21 protein-coding genes are annotated in these 17,204 nt (G+C 67.0%); 3 read left to right on the forward strand and 18 right to left on the reverse strand.

Annotated features, from left to right (window positions below):
- Positions 1 to 102: 102 nt before the first annotated feature.
- The 6 genes from miaA to rlmE form a co-directional block, all read right to left on the reverse strand.
- A complete protein-coding gene (gene miaA / locus ABE463_RS05695; protein ID WP_346467511.1) occupies positions 103 to 1,056 on the reverse strand; it encodes a tRNA (adenosine(37)-N6)-dimethylallyltransferase MiaA in 954 nt (317 codons plus the stop codon).
- Complete coding sequence (folP, locus tag ABE463_RS05700) at positions 1,056 to 1,955, reverse strand: dihydropteroate synthase (RefSeq protein ID WP_346467512.1); 900 nt, start codon at positions 1,953 to 1,955, stop codon at positions 1,056 to 1,058. The genes miaA and folP overlap by 1 nt, the downstream gene beginning before the upstream one ends.
- A 57-nt stretch (positions 1,956 to 2,012) precedes the next feature.
- Positions 2,013 to 2,504, reverse strand: a complete 492-nt coding sequence (locus ABE463_RS05705) for a hypothetical protein (protein WP_346467513.1) — start codon at positions 2,502 to 2,504, stop codon at positions 2,013 to 2,015.
- A gap of 119 nt (positions 2,505 to 2,623) precedes the next feature.
- Positions 2,624 to 2,809, reverse strand: coding sequence for a hypothetical protein (locus tag ABE463_RS05710; RefSeq protein ID WP_123728910.1), 186 nt, complete (start codon positions 2,807 to 2,809; stop codon positions 2,624 to 2,626).
- 100 nt (positions 2,810 to 2,909) lie between these two features.
- Positions 2,910 to 4,853 carry an ATP-dependent zinc metalloprotease FtsH gene (gene ftsH / locus ABE463_RS05715; protein WP_184997060.1) on the reverse strand — a complete coding sequence of 648 codons (1,944 nt, stop codon included), beginning with the start codon at positions 4,851 to 4,853 and terminating at the stop codon, positions 2,910 to 2,912.
- A gap of 53 nt (positions 4,854 to 4,906) precedes the next feature.
- Complete coding sequence (gene rlmE / locus ABE463_RS05720) at positions 4,907 to 5,539, reverse strand: 23S rRNA (uridine(2552)-2'-O)-methyltransferase RlmE (RefSeq protein WP_123728908.1); 633 nt, start codon at positions 5,537 to 5,539, stop codon at positions 4,907 to 4,909.
- Positions 5,540 to 5,604: 65 nt separating this feature from the next.
- Here rlmE and yhbY point away from each other — a divergent pair, with 65 nt between their 5' ends.
- Positions 5,605 to 5,910 carry a ribosome assembly RNA-binding protein YhbY gene (gene yhbY, locus ABE463_RS05725; protein WP_123728907.1) on the forward strand — a complete coding sequence of 102 codons (306 nt, stop codon included), beginning with the start codon at positions 5,605 to 5,607 and terminating at the stop codon, positions 5,908 to 5,910.
- A gap of 13 nt (positions 5,911 to 5,923) precedes the next feature.
- Positions 5,924 to 6,298 carry an Mth938-like domain-containing protein gene (locus ABE463_RS05730; protein ID WP_123728906.1) on the forward strand — a complete coding sequence of 125 codons (375 nt, stop codon included), beginning with the start codon at positions 5,924 to 5,926 and terminating at the stop codon, positions 6,296 to 6,298.
- A 52-nt stretch (positions 6,299 to 6,350) separates the two neighbouring features.
- On the opposite strand, the gene ABE463_RS05735 is transcribed toward ABE463_RS05730, so the two are convergent.
- Genes ABE463_RS05735 through surE form a run of 4 tightly spaced genes read right to left on the reverse strand, consistent with a single transcriptional unit; the run spans position 6,351 to position 9,217 of the window.
- Positions 6,351 to 7,133, reverse strand: a complete 783-nt coding sequence (locus tag ABE463_RS05735; protein ID WP_346467514.1) for a peptidoglycan DD-metalloendopeptidase family protein — start codon at positions 7,131 to 7,133, stop codon at positions 6,351 to 6,353.
- Positions 7,130 to 7,744 carry a YqaA family protein gene (locus ABE463_RS05740; protein ID WP_259260287.1) on the reverse strand — a complete coding sequence of 205 codons (615 nt, stop codon included), beginning with the start codon at positions 7,742 to 7,744 and terminating at the stop codon, positions 7,130 to 7,132. The genes ABE463_RS05735 and ABE463_RS05740 overlap by 4 nt, the downstream gene beginning before the upstream one ends.
- Positions 7,745 to 7,763: 19 nt before the next feature.
- Positions 7,764 to 8,441, reverse strand: coding sequence for a protein-L-isoaspartate(D-aspartate) O-methyltransferase (locus ABE463_RS05745; RefSeq protein WP_123728903.1), 678 nt, complete (start codon positions 8,439 to 8,441; stop codon positions 7,764 to 7,766).
- Positions 8,438 to 9,217: a 5'/3'-nucleotidase SurE gene (surE, locus tag ABE463_RS05750; RefSeq protein ID WP_123728902.1), complete on the reverse strand. Its 780-nt coding sequence runs from the start codon at positions 9,215 to 9,217 to the stop codon at positions 8,438 to 8,440. Before surE ends, ABE463_RS05745 begins: the two co-directional genes overlap by 4 nt.
- A 186-nt stretch (positions 9,218 to 9,403) precedes the next feature.
- On the opposite strand from surE, the gene ABE463_RS05755 reads away from it, so the two are divergent.
- Positions 9,404 to 9,943, forward strand: coding sequence for a Smr/MutS family protein (locus tag ABE463_RS05755; protein ID WP_123728901.1), 540 nt, complete (start codon positions 9,404 to 9,406; stop codon positions 9,941 to 9,943).
- Between the two features lie 29 nt (positions 9,944 to 9,972).
- On the opposite strand, the gene truD is transcribed toward ABE463_RS05755, so the two are convergent.
- The 8 genes from truD to ABE463_RS05795 form a co-directional block, all read right to left on the reverse strand.
- Positions 9,973 to 11,016: a tRNA pseudouridine(13) synthase TruD gene (truD, locus tag ABE463_RS05760; protein ID WP_346467515.1), complete on the reverse strand. Its 1,044-nt coding sequence runs from the start codon at positions 11,014 to 11,016 to the stop codon at positions 9,973 to 9,975.
- Positions 11,013 to 11,510, reverse strand: coding sequence for a 2-C-methyl-D-erythritol 2,4-cyclodiphosphate synthase (gene ispF / locus ABE463_RS05765; RefSeq protein ID WP_265310089.1), 498 nt, complete (start codon positions 11,508 to 11,510; stop codon positions 11,013 to 11,015). The genes truD and ispF overlap by 4 nt, the downstream gene beginning before the upstream one ends.
- 37 nt (positions 11,511 to 11,547) lie before the next feature.
- Entirely contained in the window at positions 11,548 to 12,246 is a 699-nt protein-coding gene (ispD, locus tag ABE463_RS05770) for a 2-C-methyl-D-erythritol 4-phosphate cytidylyltransferase (protein WP_265310175.1), read from the reverse strand.
- Positions 12,243 to 12,593 (reverse strand): cell division protein FtsB, encoded by a 351-nt coding sequence (gene ftsB, locus ABE463_RS05775; protein ID WP_265310090.1) that lies wholly within the window; start codon positions 12,591 to 12,593, stop codon positions 12,243 to 12,245. The genes ispD and ftsB overlap by 4 nt, the downstream gene beginning before the upstream one ends.
- Before the next feature lie 4 nt (positions 12,594 to 12,597).
- Positions 12,598 to 13,884 (reverse strand): phosphopyruvate hydratase, encoded by a 1,287-nt coding sequence (gene eno, locus ABE463_RS05780; protein WP_121041757.1) that lies wholly within the window; start codon positions 13,882 to 13,884, stop codon positions 12,598 to 12,600.
- A gap of 69 nt (positions 13,885 to 13,953) precedes the next feature.
- Positions 13,954 to 14,370: a hypothetical protein gene (locus tag ABE463_RS05785; protein ID WP_260232178.1), complete on the reverse strand. Its 417-nt coding sequence runs from the start codon at positions 14,368 to 14,370 to the stop codon at positions 13,954 to 13,956.
- Positions 14,367 to 15,197, reverse strand: coding sequence for a 3-deoxy-8-phosphooctulonate synthase (gene kdsA, locus ABE463_RS05790; RefSeq protein ID WP_088433181.1), 831 nt, complete (start codon positions 15,195 to 15,197; stop codon positions 14,367 to 14,369). Before kdsA ends, ABE463_RS05785 begins: the two co-directional genes overlap by 4 nt.
- 67 nt (positions 15,198 to 15,264) lie before the next feature.
- A complete protein-coding gene (locus tag ABE463_RS05795; protein WP_346467516.1) occupies positions 15,265 to 16,929 on the reverse strand; it encodes a CTP synthase in 1,665 nt (554 codons plus the stop codon).
- Positions 16,930 to 17,204: the final 275 nt, after the last annotated feature.

The following is a 17,204-nucleotide window of genomic DNA, read 5'->3' on the forward strand; positions in this document are numbered from 1 at the left end:
ACTCCTCATTATTGTTTTTATGGTTTTCCGGCAGTTGCCACGGCCCCCGCCGCCCGCCGGAACCCTTGATGGTACACGGGGTGGGCGGGTGAAGGCGTGGACTCAGCGTGCGACGAAGGTCGACACCGCATCCGCCAGGGAAGCCCTGTCTAGATGGGGATCGAACCAGCGCGCATCAAGCTCCCCGCGCAGCCAGGTCAGCTGGCGCTTGGCGAGCTGGCGGGTGGCCTGGATGCCGCGCTCACGGAAGGCCTCGGCCGTGCCCTGCCCGTCCAGATACTCCCAGGCCTGCCGGTAGCCCACTGCCCGCACGGCCGGCAGATCCAGCGGCGCGGCCACCTCGGCCATCGCCGGCAGGGCCCGCAGCGCGCGGACTTCGTCAAGGAACCCGTGGACCAGCATCGTGTCGAAACGGGTTTCGATGCGCTGGTGCAGCACCGTGCGCTCGCGCGGCGCGAGGATCACTTTGAGCGCCCGTACCGGCAGCCGGTCCACGCCGGGCAGCTTCTGCCATTCGCTGATCGGGGTGCCGGTCAGCCGATGGACTTCCAGCGCCCGCTGGATGCGCTGCGGGTCGGTTGCGTGAATGCGCTTTGCCGCTGCCGGATCGATGCCGGCCAGTTGGGCATGCATCGCCGCCCAGCCCTGCTCGGCCGCCTCGGCAGCAATCTGTGCGCGCACCGCCGGATCGGCTTCGGGCATCGGCGACAGGCCCTGCAGCAGGGCGCGGAAATACAACCCGGTGCCACCGGCCAGAATGGGCGTGCGACCGCGCGCGATGATGTCGCGCACAGCCCGTGCCGCGTCGCTGGCGAACTCCGCCGCCGAATAGGTCTGCCACGGGTCGCGCACATCGAGCAGATGGTGCGGCGCCTGCGCGCGCTCGGCCGCATCGGGCTTGGCCGAGCCGATATCCAGCCCGCGGTAGACCAGGGCCGAATCGACGCTGACGATTTCGCCGTCGAGCTGCTGGGCCAGCGCGATCGCGGTGGCGGTCTTGCCCGAGGCGGTCGGGCCCATCACGGCGATCGCCAGCGGGCGCTGATCGACGGCCATCAGTCCTCGTCCGGCCAGCGCGGCATCGCCGGGGCCGCCGACACCCGCGGCATCGGCACGGCATCGACCGCGGCCCACACCTTCAAGGCGTCGACCGTGGCGGCGACATCGTGCACGCGCAGCAACATCGCACCACGCTGTGCGGCGATCAGGTGCGCGGCGACGGAACCCGCCACGCGATCACGCGGCTGCTCACGGCCGGTCAGTTCACCGATGCTGCGCTTGCGCGACAGGCCGGCCAGCATCGGCACGCCCAGCTCGAGGAAGCGGTCCGAGCGTGCGAGCAGGATCATGTTGTGTTCGGTGGTCTTGCCGAACCCGAAGCCCAGATCGATGATCAGGTGCTTCTTGGCAACGCCGGCCATCTCGGCCTGGAACATGCGCTCGGTGAGGAAGCGATGCACCTCGGCGACCACGTCATCGTAGTGCGGGGTGTCCTGCATGCTGCCGGGCTCGCCCTGCATGTGCATCAGCACCACCGGCACGCCGAGGTCGGCAGCGGCGTCCAGCGCACCGGGCCGGCGCAGCGCCTGGATGTCATTGATCAGGCCGGCACCGGCGGCGACAGCGGCACGCATCACCTCGGGCTTGAAGGTGTCGATGCTGATCGGCACGGTGGTTTTGCGTGCCAGGCGCTCGATCACCGGGATGACCCGGCGCAGCTCTTCATCCAGCGGCACCGGCGCACTACCTGGCCGGGTCGATTCGCCGCCGATGTCGAGCAGGTCCGCGCCCTCGGCCACCAGCTGCAGGCCGTGTGCGACCGCGGCCTCGACGCTGTCGTGGTCACCGCCGTCGGAGAACGAATCCGGGGTGACATTGACGATGCCCATGACCCGCGGGCGATCCAGCCGCAGCAGGCGGCCGCCGCAATCGAGCTGGGGGGAGATATCGAACATGGGCAGATCCACGAAGTACGCCAGCGCGTAGTTTACGCTGGCGCACCGGACCGGCCGTCAGAGGTCGCCGAGGCGGGCCCCATCGACCGGCTTGGCCAGCCAGATCGCCAGATCGTTGCCGATCGCGTTGACGGTGCGTTCAAGCCCGTCGCAGGAGCCCTTGAAGCCGGCAAACGCGCCACCGCGCGACACGCGGCGTGCGGTGACCGTGGCCACCTGCTGGCCGTTCTCGAACAGCACGCCGCGCACGGCGGCCGACTTGAAGTGGCCGGTGAACGCATTGCCTGCGCTCTGCGCCTCCAACAGCTCCAGCTTCAACGCGTGTCCACTGCCGGTGTTCACCGGATCACTGCCGAAGACGATGGTGTTGCCATGGGCCGGGGCGCTCTTGCCCAGCGCGGTCGCCAGCTGCGCGCCCATCCGGCACTCGGCCTTGATGTTCTCGGCGATGATCGCCGATTCATTGAACGGCACTGGATCCTGCACGTGGATCTCGGCCGCCATGACCGGCGTGGCACAGCACAGCAGCGCAGCAACGGCTGCGCGCATCGAATGACGCATGAAAATCCCCCTGGAAAGTGTGGCGGCCGATCCCCCGGCCATGCCCCACCGCAGCATGCGGCGCGGGCAAGCGCATCGTGCCCATTGCCGGCCGCGCGCGCAAGCACTCAGCGCTGGCGGCGCTTGCGCTCCACGTAGACGGTCTTGGCGATGCTCATCAGCACGCCGACCGCGATGCCGATGCCGGCGCCGAGCAGGAAGTTGTCGCGGGTCAGGCCGATGGCCACGCCAACGATCGTGGCGATCACCATTTCGGTGGTGTGCGAGACCGGCGGCGGTGGGGGTGCGGACATGGCGACTCCAGAACAGGAACGAAAACGGAGCGTCATTATGACCTGCCGGAAACGACGAAGGCCGGGTTTCCCCGGCCTTCGTCACTTACGTGGGCAACACTCAGATCTGCTCGGCGGGACCGGCGATCGGCGACACGGGACGGGCATCGCCGCCCTTGTCGTTGTTGTTGCCGCCATCCTTGTTGCTGGCGGACTTGTCCCAGCCCATCGGCGGCGGCGGATCGCGGCCTTCCATCACGGCGTTGATCTGCGGCGCATCGATGGTCTCGTACTGCAGCAGCAGCTGGGACATCGTGTGCAGCTTGTCCAGGTTGGCGGTCAGCAGCTCGGTGGTACGGGCATAGGCCTTGTCCAGGATGCTGCGGACCACTTCATCGATGCGGCGGGCAGTGTCGTCGGACACGCTCTTGTGCTGCGTCACCGAACGACCGAGGAACACTTCATCGTCCTCTTCGCCGTAGGCGATCGGGCCAAGCTCATCGGACAGGCCCCACTTGGTGACCATGTTGCGGGCCATCTTGGTGGCGCGCTCAATGTCGTTGGAGGCACCCGTGGTGACCTTGTCGGTGCCGAAGATCAGCTCTTCGGCAACACGGCCGCCGTACAGCGAGCACAGCTGTGATTCGATCGCCACGCGGTTCATCGAGTACTTGTCGCCTTCCGGCAGGTACATCGTCACGCCCAGCGCACGGCCGCGCGGGATGATGGTGACCTTGTAGACGGGATCGTGCTCGGGCACCAGGCGACCGACGATGGCGTGACCGGCTTCGTGATACGCGGTGAGCGTCTTTTCTTCTTCGCTCATCGCCATCGAACGGCGCTCGGCACCCATCAGGATCTTGTCGCGGGCACGATCGAAGTGGTCCATGCGGACTTCCTTCTCACCGCCACGCGCCGCGAACAGCGCCGCTTCGTTGGCCAGGTTGGCCAGGTCCGCACCGGAGAACCCCGGGGTACCGCGCGCGATCACCATCGGCTCGACATCGTCGGCCAGCGGCAGCTTGCGCATGTGCACCTTGAGGATCTGCTCGCGGCCCTTGACGTCCGGCAGGCCGACCACGACCTGGCGGTCGAAACGGCCCGGGCGCAGCAGCGCCGGATCGAGCACGTCCGGACGGTTGGTCGCAGCGATGACGATCACGCCCTCGCCTCCCTCGAAGCCATCCATTTCGACCAGGAGCTGGTTCAGGGTCTGCTCGCGCTCGTCATGGCCGCCGCCGAGACCGGCGCCACGGTGGCGACCGACGGCGTCGATTTCATCGATGAAGATGATGCACGGCGCCTGCTTCTTGGCCTGCTCGAACATGTCACGCACGCGGCTTGCGCCGACGCCGACGAACATTTCCACGAAGTCCGAACCGGAGATCGAGAAGAACGGGACCTTGGCTTCACCGGCGATCGCACGGGCCAGCAGGGTCTTGCCGGTACCCGGCGGGCCGACCATCAGCACGCCGCGGGGGATCTTGCCGCCCAGCTTGGTGAACTTGGTCGGATCGCGCAGAAAGTCGACCAGCTCGCCGACTTCTTCCTTGGCTTCGTCGCAGCCGGCGACGTCGGCGAAGGTGACCTTGATCTGGTCCTCGCCCTGCAGCTTGGCGCGCGACTTGCCGAAGGACATCGCGCCCTTGGCACCGCCGCCACCGCCCTGCATCTGGCGCATGATGAAGATCCAGAAGCCGATGATCAGGATCACCGGGAGGAAGTTCATCAGGATCGCACCCAGCGAGATGCCGCTGGAAGGCGGCGCCTGCTCGAATTCCACTTTCTTGCCGCGCAGCACATTGATCAGGTCGCGATCGTAGGGCGCGGTGATGGTGCTGGTCTGGCCGCTGCGGGTGGTGTAGGTCACATCATTGGCACCGCCGCGCATTTCGCCCAGCACTACTTTCTGGATGTTGCCGCTGTCCACCTGGTCCAGGAACTGCGAGTACGTCGCCCCCTGCGCGCCGGCTCCGCTGCTCTTTGGCGAGAAGCTCTGGAAGACCACCATCAGCACGACGGCGACGACCACCCATAGCAGGAGGTTCTTGGTCAAGTCGTTCATCCTCATTGGCTCCGGTGTTCCTCTAATTCCTGACGCGATTCGTATGGTTGAGCTTACTTGATCTGCGCGCGTTTTCCCTGCCCCAAGGCGTACACCTCGGGCGAGCGCTTGCGGGACGCTTCAGGCTTGCGGATCACCACTTTGTCGTACCGGCGGCGCATTTCGCGCACGTAGTCGTCAAAGCCCACGCCCTGGAACAGCTTGATCAGGAACGCGCCACCGGGCTTGAGATGGTTGTCGGCAAAATCCAACGCCAACTCCGCCAGGTGCATCATCCGCGGTTGGTCCACCGCGTCCATTCCACTCTTATTGGGGGCCATATCCGAGAGCACAAGGTCTACCGGCTGATCCCCCACCATGGCTTCGAACTCCGATAGGACGGCTTGCTCCCTGAAGTCACCGTGAAGGAACTCCACGCCGGCCAGCGGCGGCATCTCCAGGATGTCCAGGGCCAGCACCCGGCCGGTATCCCCGATCTGGCGGCGGACCTGCTGTGACCAGCCGCCCGGGGCGGCGCCCAGGTCGACCACGACCATGTGCGGCTTCAGCAGCCGATCGCGCTGCAGCAACTCCTCCAGCTTGTAGGCCGCGCGCGAGCGCATGCCCTCGGCCTGGGCCTTCTTCACGAAGGGGTCGGCGAAGTGCTCTTTCAACCAGCGTTGACTGCTTTTGCTACGGGTTGCCATTGAGATGCGGGTCGGATGGGGAGGTCATGATACCCTGATCGCCCCAGTTAACCGCTTGTTCCTGAATGGCTATCGCCCTGACTTCTTCCCAAACCCGTTTCCTCCGCGGCCACGCGCATGATCTGAAAGCCCTGCTCCAGATCGGCGGCAAGGGGGTGACACCGGCCTTCCTGGCTGAACTGGAAGAGGTGCTGGAGCGCCACGAGCTGATCAAGGTCAAGGTTGCCGCCGAAGACCGCGACGCCCGTGACGCCCTGATCGCCGAGCTGGTCAGTGCCAGCGAGAGCGCGCTGGTGCAGCGTATCGGCCACGTGGCCGTGCTGTACCGCCCGAGCAAGGAACAGCGCCAGATCGTCCTGCCGCGCGGCTGATCCCGGAACGCCCATGCAGCTGAGCCACGAAATCCCCGACTACGCCTACGCCCTGCGTGCCGCCGATGGCCGCAGCGCGAAGGTGAATGACCGGACCCTGGCCGCCAGTTTCATCCTGGCCCCGGACACGCTGATCGAAGCCTGGCCGGTGGCCGATATTGCCCAGCTGACCCCGGAAGACCTGCAGCCGGTGCTGGCGCTGAATCCGGCGCTGGTGGTGCTGGGCACGGGCGACACCCAGGTGTTCCCGCCGGCGGCGGTCATGGCCGCGTGCCTGACCCGCGGGATCGGCCTGGAAGTGATGAACAACCCGGCGGCCGCGCGGACCTTCAACATCCTCGCCAGCGAGGGTCGCAAGGTGGCGGCGGCGTTCATCCTGAAGGGGTGAGATCCGGATTTCCGTTCAGAAAAGGCCGCCCTTGAGGCGGCCTTTTTCGTTCTTACTTCGGCGGCAGGTACAGCAGCGGGTCGACCGGCTTGCCGTTGTAGCGGATCTCGAAGTGCAGCATGTCGCGTGCGGCGCCGGTGCGGCCCATCTCCGCGATCTGCTCGCCGGCCTTCACGCTCTGGCCTTCATTGACCAGGCGCTTGCGGTTGTGGCCATACGCCGACAACCACTGGTCGCTGTGCTTGATGATGATCAACTCACCGAAACCGACCAGGCCGGCACCGGAATACACCACCACGCCAGCGGCCGTCGCGCGCACCGGCTGGCCACTGGTGCCGGCGATGTCCACGCCCTGCTTGGTCGCCTCACCGGCGACGAAACGGCCGACGATCGCGCCGTCCGCGGGCCAGCGCCAGCTGATGTTGCTCTTGATCGCCGTGGTCGGCGACGGGGTTGCGGGCGGCGCGGTGCTGCCCGGGCGCGGCGCGGTGACCACGGTGGTCGGCGCGCGGGCCGGGCTGCCACCACTGCCGCCCGGGAACAGCCGCAGCGACTGCCCCGGATAGATTGTGTACGGCTCGGCCAGCCCGTTCCAGGCGGCCAGATCGCGCGGGGTGATGTTGTGGATGCGCGCGAGTGCATACAACGTGTCGCCACGACGGACGACAGCGGTCTGGCCGGGCTTGGCCACCGAGGTCTGCGGGGTGCTGTGGGCCACACTGCCGCCCGAGCCCGAAGGCCGCACTACGGTGGCGGTGCCACAGGCGCTCAGCGCCGACACCACCAGCAGCAGCGCGCCGGTGCGCACTCCCTTGCTCAAACGATCAGCACTCATGCGAACTTCGCTCTCCATACAAGCCAGGCCACCAGCACGACCACCAGCGCGGTCGCGATCCAGCCCAGCGGTTCAATCCAACGGCGCAGCGCAGCTTCCGCGCGCGGCCCGCCAATACGAATGACCGCCGCCAGCACGTACACGCGCTTGCCACGGCCGATCAACATGCTCAGGAAATACTGCGGCAACGGCACGCCGACGATACCCGATGCCCATGTGAAGACCTTCATCGGGATCGGCATGAAGCCGCCCAGCACCAGGAAGGTGAACACCGCCCACGGCGACTCGGCCATCTTGGCCTGCACGATGGCGATGCCGCCTTCGATGCTGCCCAGCATGCCCAGCGCGGCAAATACCGGCTTGAGCGCTTCGAAGGCGAAATGGCCCAGCGCATAACCCACCAGCGCACCGGCCATCGAGCCGGTCAGACTGAGGGTGGCGAACCACCAGCCGCGTCTGGGCTGGGCAACGCACATCGGCGCCAGCATCACCTCGGGCATTACCGGGAAGATGATCGCCTCGATGAAACTCAACACGGTGAGATAGGTCGGGGCGCGCTCGTGCGCGGCCCACTTCATTGCCCGCTCGTACAGCGGACCAAAAATCTTCATGACGCAACGCTCCTTGGAATCAGTCCAGCATGCCAGACAGCAACGGCACGAACGTGACCGGTGCCAATACCTGCTGTTCAACACTGCCGTCTTCGCGACGGGTCAACTGGATCAGCGACTGCGCCCCGGGGCCACCGACCGGGGCGACCAGGCGGCCGCCGACGGCGAGCTGTTCGACCAGCGCATCGACCAGCGCCGGTGCGGCCGCGGTCACCACGATCGCATCGTAAGGACCGTGCTCGGCCCAGCCGACACGCCCATCGTCATGCTTGCTGCGGATGTTCATGCCCAACGCGCGGAAGCGCTTGCGCGCCTGGCGCAGCAGATCGCCGATGCGCTCGACCGTGTAGACCTCCAGCCCGATCGCGCCCAGCACGGCGGCCTGGTAACCCGAGCCGGTGCCCACTTCCAGCACCGTCTTCGGCGCGGACTGCAGCACTGCTTCGGTCATGCGCGCCACCACCCACGGTTGCGAAATGGTCTGGCCGTGGCCGATCGGCAGCGCGGTGTCTTCATAAGCGCGCGAGGCCAGCGCTTCATCGATGAACAGATGACGCGGCACCACACGGATCGCATTGAGGGTGGCTTCGTCGGTGATGCCGGCGTCGCGCAGGCGGTCGACCAGACGATCGCGGACACGCTGGGAGGTCATGCCGATACCGACGGCTTCGGGCTGCAGGCGCAGGCGTGGGCTCATGCCGGTCGATCCAGTGCGGCGGTCAGCCCCCCGACCCAGCTGGCCACCTTCTCCAGCGCCTGGTAGCGGGTGAGGTCGACCTGGATCGGGGTGATCGAGATGTAGCCGTTGCGCACGGCATGGAAATCCGTGCCGGGGCCCGAATCCTGCTCGCGCCCGGCAGGGCCTATCCAGAACACCTGGTTGCCGCGCGGGTCGCGCTGGGCGATGCAGCCTTCGGCGCGATGCCGGTTGCCCAGGCGGGTCACTTCAAAACCACGCACCTCGCTCCACGGCAGGTCCGGCACGTTGACGTTGAGGATGGTGTCGGCGGGCAGCGGATCGGCTTTGAGGCGGGTCACGATCTCGACCGCGGCGCGCGCGGCGGTCTCGAAATGGCGCGGCTCGTGGTTATGCGTGACCAGCGACATCGCCACCGCCGGCAGCCCGAGGAAGCGTCCTTCCATCGCCGCCGAAACGGTGCCGGAGTAGATGACGTCGTCGCCGAGGTTGGCCGCGTTGTTGATGCCCGACACCACCATGTCCGGCTCGTACTCGAGCATGCCGGTCAAGGCCAGATGCACGCAGTCGGTGGGCGTGCCGGCCACCGAGCAGGTGTAGTGGTCGATGCGCTTCATGCGGATCGGCAGGTCCAGAGTCAGCGAATTGCTGGCACCGGACCGATCACGATCCGGCGCGACCACGGTCACTTCATGACCAGCGTCACGCAATACCGTGGCGAGCATCTTGATGCCCGGTGCATCGACACCGTCGTCGTTGCTGACCAGAATCCGCATCTGCGATTTAACCGCTTGATTTTTCAAGACTTCGATTCCATCACTTCCCACTGTTGGCGGCGGTGGCCCAGCCCCTTCCGGGGAATGACGACCGCGCAAGTGCGTCAGCTATTGTGCCGCAAGCGGACAGATCGTCCTACCCCGATAACGGTAGGCATCGCCCCTCCTGCCCATTAGGCTGTACGCATGTCACATCCTGAAGACGAAGATCCCGCTGCCCTGTTCCGGGCCGCCATCGGCGAGGTCACGCCCCTGCGCAAGGTGGTCACGCCGCCGCCGGCCACGCCGCGGCCGAAGCCGCGCGCGCGGATGGCCGAGCAGGATGAACAGGAGGCGCGCGGGGAGTTCGCCCGGCTGCTGCGCGACAGCAGCCCTCTGGAGGCTGGCGATACGGCGAGCTACCGGCGTGAAAATCTGCCGCCGCGGATGTTCCAGCGGCTCAAGCGCGGCCAGTATTCCGTGCAGGACGAACTGGACCTGCATGGTGCAACCGTGGCCCAGGCCGAGGCGCTGGTCCGGCAGTTCCTGGTGGAAGCGCATGCCCATGAGTACGGCTGCGTGCGCATCATCCACGGCAAGGGGCTGCAGTCCGATGGCGGCGCACCGGTGTTGAAGAATCTGGTCGATCGCCTGCTGCGCCTGCGCAACGATGTGCTGGCCTTTCATTCCGCGCCCGCCGGCCAAGGTGGGACTGGCGCGGTGCTGGTGCTGCTGGCGAACCGGTAGCGCCACCCGCACACCCGCATGGCGTGGCTCTACGCCTCCGGTGCGGCCTGGCTGGCGTCGTCCACCGGACCCAGCTCGTGCAGCACCGCCGTGGCATAGCAGCCCGGCGGCAGCGCGAAGCTCAGTTCCAGCACGTCCGGGGCCAGCCACTGGTGCTGCAGCATGGCCGGACGCAGACGCAGCGCGCGGCGTTCCTGCTTCAGGCGGGCGCTTTCCAGGCCGGCACGCAGTGCAAGCGACTGTTCATCGGCGACAGCGCCCAGCTCCAGCTCCGCGGCGGCACCGGTGCTGCGCAGCTCACCCTCGCCCCACAACGGGCCGCTGGGGTGGATGTCGAAGCGACCGAGGCGATCGGCCAGCAGATCGGTCCACGGCTCCGGGCCGAAGACACTGCGGCTGCCATCGAGCATCCAGACCTCGCCGTCCAGCGGGGTGTCCCAGTTGCCCTGCTCCACGCGCGCCGCCAGCACCTGGTTGAACAGTGCAGAGCGCGCGGCCGAGAGCAGCAGCGAGCGCTGATCGGGCCGCATGCGGCGGCCACCGAACATCGCCAGTGCGGCCGGTACGTTGCCACCATCGCGACCGAAGCGCTGCTCACCGAACCAGTTCGGCAGGCCGCGCGAGGCGATATGGGACAGGCGCTCTTCGATGGCTGCGGCATCGCCGCGCACTTCGCGCAGCACCAGCTTGAAGCGGTTGCCAGCCAGCGCACCGCGCTGCAGCTTGCGGTTGTGCCAGGTCGACTCGACCACCTCGATCTCATCCGAGGCCAGCAGCGCCGGATCCGGCGCCACGCGCTTGGGCAGGTGCACGCTGAAGCGCTGCGTGGTGACCGCGTGGCGATCCTTCATGCCCGCGTAGCTGACCGCCATGTCCGGCAGGCCGGCCCACTTGGCCAGCACCTTGGCCACGTGCACCGTGTTCGCCCCGCGCTTGCGGATCGTCAACAGCAGGTGCTCGCCCTCGCCGCTCGGCTCGAACGCCGACAGTTCGTCGACCTGGAAATCCTCGGGCGTGGTGCGGATCTTCGCGCTGAGCAGCGGCGCACCGAACGCCAGCGGCAACGGGATCACAGGGCCACCAACAGCACGCTGGCCTGGGCGGCGATGCCCTCGCTGCGGCCGGTGAAGCCCAGCTTCTCGGACGTGGTGGCCTTCACGCTCACGCAGTCCAACGCAATGCCGAGCACGGCAGCGATGCGCTCACGCATGGCCAGCGCGTGCGGACCGACCTTGGGCCGCTCGCAGATCACGGTGATGTCGGTATTGCCGACCTGCCAGCCGCGCTCGCGCAGCAGCCCGTTGCAATGATCCAGCAGGTGCGCGCTGTCCGCGCCCTTCCAGCGCATGTCGGTCGGCGGGAAATGCACGCCGATGTCGCCCAGTGCCAGCGCACCGAGCATCGCATCGCACAGCGCATGCAGGATCACATCGCCGTCGCTGTGCGCGAGCACGCCGCAGCTGTGCGCGACGCGGATACCGCCGAGCATGATGTGGTCGCCCTCGCCGAAGGCATGGACGTCGTAGCCCTGTCCGATGCGGAAGGGAGGAAACTGGGGCGTGGTCATTGCAAGAACCTGCGGTTGGGTGTGGTGCGTGCGGACGTCAGGGGTCGCGACGCGACAACACGAATTCGAAACGGGACAGGTCAGCCGGGGTGGTGACCTTGAAGTTGTCTTCGCTGCCTTCCACCAGCAGCGGGCGCAGCCCCTGGCGCTCCATGGCCATGGCCTCGTCGGTGACCTCCACGCCGGCGTCGGCCGCCTCCTGCAGCGCGCGCGCCAACTGGTAGCGGCGGAACAGCTGCGGGGTCAGCGCACGCCACAGGCGTTCACGCGGCTCGGTGGCATCGATACCGCCGTCATCGCCGGCACGCTTGAGCGTGTCGCGCACGGGCGCGGCCAGGATCGCCCCGACCGGGTCGGCACGGCCGACTTCCAGCAGGCGACCGAGATCGGCAGCGGCCAGGTTCGGGCGTGCGGCGTCGTGCACCAGCACGAAATCATCGGCGCGCACGTCATCGGGCAACGCATGCAGGCCGGCCAGCACCGAGCCGGCGCGTGTCGCACCGCCGATGCAGGTCAGGATGGGTTTGTCCGCCAGTGACTGCCAGCCCGGCCAGTCGGCGTCGTTCTCGGCGACCACCACCATCACCCCGGCCACGACCGGGTGCGAGAGCAGCGCCTCGAGAGTATGGGCCAGCAACACGCGGTCGCCGGCCAGCAGATACTGCTTGGGCGTGGGCCCGCCGAAGCGGGTGCCACGGCCAGCAGCAGGCACCACCGCCCAGATGCCCGCCATCAGGGCACATCCTGGTGCGGCGCATCCGGATCGGTGACGGCCGTCGGCGCACGCGGCGGCGGTACCGGCGCGTCTTCGACCACGCGGTAGAACTTCTCGCCGGGCTTGATCATGCCCAGCTCGCTGCGCGCGCGTTCTTCGATGGCGGCCTCGCCTTCCTTGAGGTCCTTGACCTCCGCAGCGAGCGCATCGTTGCGCTGCTGCAGGCCGGCGTTGTCCCGCTTCTGGTTCTCGACCTGGGCCTCGAGCATCATCACTTCGCCCGAGTTGCCCGGTCCAAACCAGAAGCGGTACTGCAGCCATGCGAGCAGCAGCGCGAGCACCAGCAGCAGCCAGCGCCAGTTGCGCATGGGATCAGCGCTTCAGCGACACGAACGCGTCACGACCGGCGTAACGCGCGCCGGCACCGAGGGCTTCCTCGATACGCAGCAGCTGGTTGTACTTGGCCACGCGATCGCTGCGGCACAGCGAGCCGGTCTTGATCTGGGTGGCGGTGGTGGCCACGGCGATGTCGGCGATGGTGGTGTCTTCGGTTTCGCCCGAACGGTGCGAGACGATCGAGGCGTAGTTGGCCGCGTGCGCCATGGCGATCGCTTCCAGGGTCTCGGTCAGGGTGCCGATCTGGTTGACCTTGATCAGGATCGCGTTGGCGGTGCCGGACTCGATGCCTTCCTTGAAGATCTTCGGATTGGTGACGAACAGATCGTCGCCTACCAGCTGCACCTTGTTGCCGATGCGGTCGGTCAGCAGCTTCCAGCCGGCCCAGTCGTTCTCGGCCAGGCCGTCTTCGATGGTCACGATCGGGTACTGCGCGGCCCAGTCGGCCAGGAAGTCGACGAACTGCTCGGAGGTCAGGCGCTTGTTCTCGCCGACCAGGTTGTACTTGCCGTTCTCGTAGAACTCGCTGGAGGCCACGTCCAGGCCGAGCAGCACGTCTTCACCGGCGGTGTAGCCGGCCTTGCCGATGGCTTCCAGGATGGTGTCCAGTGCCTCGACGTTGCTGCGGAAGTCCGGCGCGAAGCCGCCTTCGTCGCCCACCGCCGTGCTCAGGCCATGGCCCTTGAGCACCGACTTGAGCGAATGGAAGATTTCGGTACCGGCACGCAGCGACTCGGAGAACGAGGTGAAGCCGACCGGCAGCACCATGAATTCCTGGAAATCGACGTTGTTGTCGGCATGCGCGCCGCCGTTGATGATGTTCATCATCGGCACCGGCAGGGTGACGTCGCGGCCGTTGGCCAGGTGCTGCCACAGCGCCTGCTTCTTCGAGGCGGCCACGGCGTGGGCATTGGCCAGCGAAACCCCCAGCAGCGCATTCGCGCCCAGGCGGCCCTTGTTCTCGGTGCCATCCAGATCGATCAGGCGGCGGTCGAGGCCCTCCTGGTCGGCGGCATCAAAGCCCTTCAGCGCGGTCGCGATGGTGGTGTTGACGTTGGACACGGCGTTGCGCACGCCCTTGCCCAGGTAACGGGTCTTGTCGCCGTCACGCAGCTCCACGGCTTCCTTGGTGCCGGTCGAGGCACCCGAGGGCACGGCGGCACGACCGAAGGAGCCGTCCTCGAGGATGACTTCGGCTTCCAGCGTGGGGTTGCCACGGCTGTCGAGGATTTCACGGGCGTGGATGCTGCGGATCGTGGTCATAGCGGGCCGGTTACCAGTCAGAGAGGGGAGGCGCCGCCAATGCAGCGCCGAAACAAACATGCCGCGTGATTATCCCTGCACACCCGTCACTTGCCAAATCGGCGTGGGCGCGGACAGCCTGCCAACCACACTGGAGTTGCTCGGAACCAGCGACGGGATCACCAACACCACCAGCAGCAACGCCAGCAATGCCAGCGCGACGCCGCCACCGGCCGGTTGCCGGCGCAGCCGGAACGCCAGCACGCTGGCGATCACGCAGGACAGCGCGGCGGTGCCGGTCAGCGACAGCGTCACCAGCAGCATCGGCATCACCGAGCGCAATGCGTTGTCGCCATCGCCGGGCGAACCGACGCTGGCGAACATCAGCACCACCTGCAGGAACACCCCGCACCAGACCGCGATCGCCGCGCCCAGCGCGATCCAGCCCCAGGCCCAGCCACGCCAGCCGCGGCGCACCGCGGGTGACGCCGGAACGTCACCCATCATGCGAAGCGCGAGAACCCGTGCTTCTTGGTGACCGCGTCGAGCTCCATCAGGGTTTCCAGCAGCTCTTCCATGCGGTCCAGCGGCCATGCGTTGGGGCCATCGGACAGCGCCTTGGACGGATCCGGGTGGGTCTCGGCGAACAGGCCCGACACACCGACAGCGACCGCCGCACGCGCCAGCACCGGCACGAACTCGCGCTGGCCACCGGAGCTGTTGCCCTGCCCGCCCGGCAGCTGTACCGAATGGGTGGCATCGAACACGACCGGGCAGCCGGTATCGCGCATCACCGACAGCGAGCGCATGTCGCTGACCAGGTTGTTGTAGCCGAAGCTGGCACCGCGCTCGCAGACCATGATGTCCTGGTTGCCGGTGGCCTTGGCCTTCTCCACGACAGGCTTCATGTCCCACGGGGACAGGAACTGACCCTTCTTGATGTTCACCGGCTTGCCGGTCGCGCACACCTTGGTGATGAAGTCGGTCTGTCGCACCAGGAACGCCGGGGTCTGCAGCACGTCCACCACCGAGGCCACTTCGTCCATCGGGGTGTATTCGTGTACGTCGGTCAGCACCGGCACGCCGATCTGCTTCTTCACTTCGGCCAGGACCTTCAGGCCTTCTTCCATGCCCGGACCGCGGAAGGCGGTGCCCGAGGTGCGGTTGGCCTTGTCGAAGCTCGACTTGAAGATGAAGTTGATGCCGAGGCGATCGGTGATTTCCTTCAACTTGCCCGCCACGTCCAGCTGCAGCTGCATCGACTCGATCACACACGGGCCGGCGATCAGGAACAGGGGCTGGTCCAGCCCGACGTCGAATCCACACAGTTTCATGGCATTTCCTTGTTGTCCGGCGAACGCTGGCCAGGCCAGCCGCCGTGGGTGATTAATGAGGCGGCGATCAGGCCGCTGCGTCCTGCGCCAGCTTGCCACCGGCCTTGCGCTCGCGCGCGGCACGGATGAAGCCGATGAACAGCGGGTGGCCCTCGCGCGGCGTGGACAGGAACTCCGGGTGCGCCTGGCAGGCCAGGAACCACGGGTGCTGATCACGCGGCAGTTCGATGACTTCCACCAGAGTGTCATCCATCGATTTGCCGGCGATCACCAGGCCCGCATCTTCCAGCTGGGTGCGGTAGCGGTTGTTGAACTCGTAGCGGTGGCGGTGACGCTCGGAGACCACATCCTTGCCGTACAGCTCGCGGGCCAGCGTGCCCGGCTTCAGGCGCTGCTCCTGCAGGCCCAGGCGCATGGTGCCGCCCAGATCGCTCTTGTCGTCGCGCTTCTCGACATCGCCGGTGGCGGTGCGCCATTCGGTGATCAGGCCGATCACCGGGTTCGGCGACTGGCGATCGTTCTCGGTGCTGTTGGCGCCTTCCAGGCCGGCCACGTGGCGGGCGAAATCGACCACCGCGGCCTGCATGCCGTAACAGATGCCGAAGTACGGCACATTCTGCTCACGGGCGAACTGCGAGCTCAGCACCTTGCCTTCGAAGCCACGATCGCCGAAGCCGCCCGGCACCAGGATGCCGTCAACGTCCTTGAGTGCGGCCAGGTCGCTGTCTTCCAGCTCCTGCGCTTCGAGCCACTTCAGGTTGACCTTGGTGCGCTGGCGCAGGCCGCCGTGCTTGAGCGCCTCGCCGACCGACTTGTAGGCGTCCTGGTGATCGACATACTTGCCGACCACCGCGATGGTGACCTCGTCCAGCGGGTGCAGCGTGGCATCCACCGCCGCTTCCCACTCGGCCAGATCGACCGGACCGGCCTTGTCGCCGAGCTTGAGCTGGTTGACGACGATGTCGTCCAGACCCTGCGCGTGCAGGCCCATCGGGATGCGGTACAGCACGTCCACGTCCGACACGCTGATCACGGCGCGCTCGGAGACGTTGGTGAACTGGGCGATCTTGCGGCGCTCCGAATCCGGCACGACCTGCTCGGAACGGCACAGCAGCACGTCCGGCTGGATGCCGATCGAGCGCAGTTCCTTGACCGAGTGCTGGGTCGGCTTGGTCTTCAGTTCGCCAGCGGCGGCGATGTACGGCACCAGGGTCAGGTGCATGAACAGCGCCTTCTCCGGGCCGCGCTCGGTGCGCACCTGGCGGATCGCTTCCAGGAACGGCAGCGACTCGATGTCGCCCACGGTACCGCCGATCTCCACCAGCGCCACGTCGAAGCCTTCGGTGGCCTCGTCCATGCAGCGGCGGATTTCATCGGTGATGTGCGGGATGACCTGCACGGTGGCGCCGAGGTAGTCGCCGCGGCGCTCCTTGCGGATCACGTTCTCGTAGATACGACCGGTGGTGACCGAGTTCTTGCGGCTCAGGCGGGTGCGCACGAAGCGCTCGTAATGGCCCAGGTCCAGATCGGTCTCGGCGCCATCGTCGGTGACATAGACCTCACCGTGCTGGAACGGGCTCATGGTGCCCGGGTCGACGTTGATGTACGGATCGAGCTTCATCATCGTCACCCGCAGGCCGCGGGCCTCGAGGATGGCGGCAAGCGACGCGGCGGCGATGCCTTTGCCGAGCGAGGACACTACGCCGCCGGTTACGAAGATCAAGGGAGTCATGGCTGGGGGTGTCCTGTCAGGAAGGGGGAAACGGCGCCGGCGCGCGGGGCGACGGACGACGTAAAGGGGGAAATCGAAAGGATCCGGCTGGCGGCGGCGTCTTCACGCGCCAGGACCGGGATCAGGGGGGATGCGGTGCGGGAGTGGGTCAGCGACGTCGGGTCAGCCGTGCCGGCCGCTGTCTGGACCGTCACCTCCTGCCTACCCTGCTGGCGATCGCGCACGATCAGGCCAGTCCATTCGCTGATGGATGACACGCACTACTCCCGGAAAGC

The organism is Stenotrophomonas sp. TWI819 (genome assembly GCF_039673075.1).
Taxonomy (GTDB): domain Bacteria; phylum Pseudomonadota; class Gammaproteobacteria; order Xanthomonadales; family Xanthomonadaceae; genus Stenotrophomonas; species Stenotrophomonas rhizophila_B.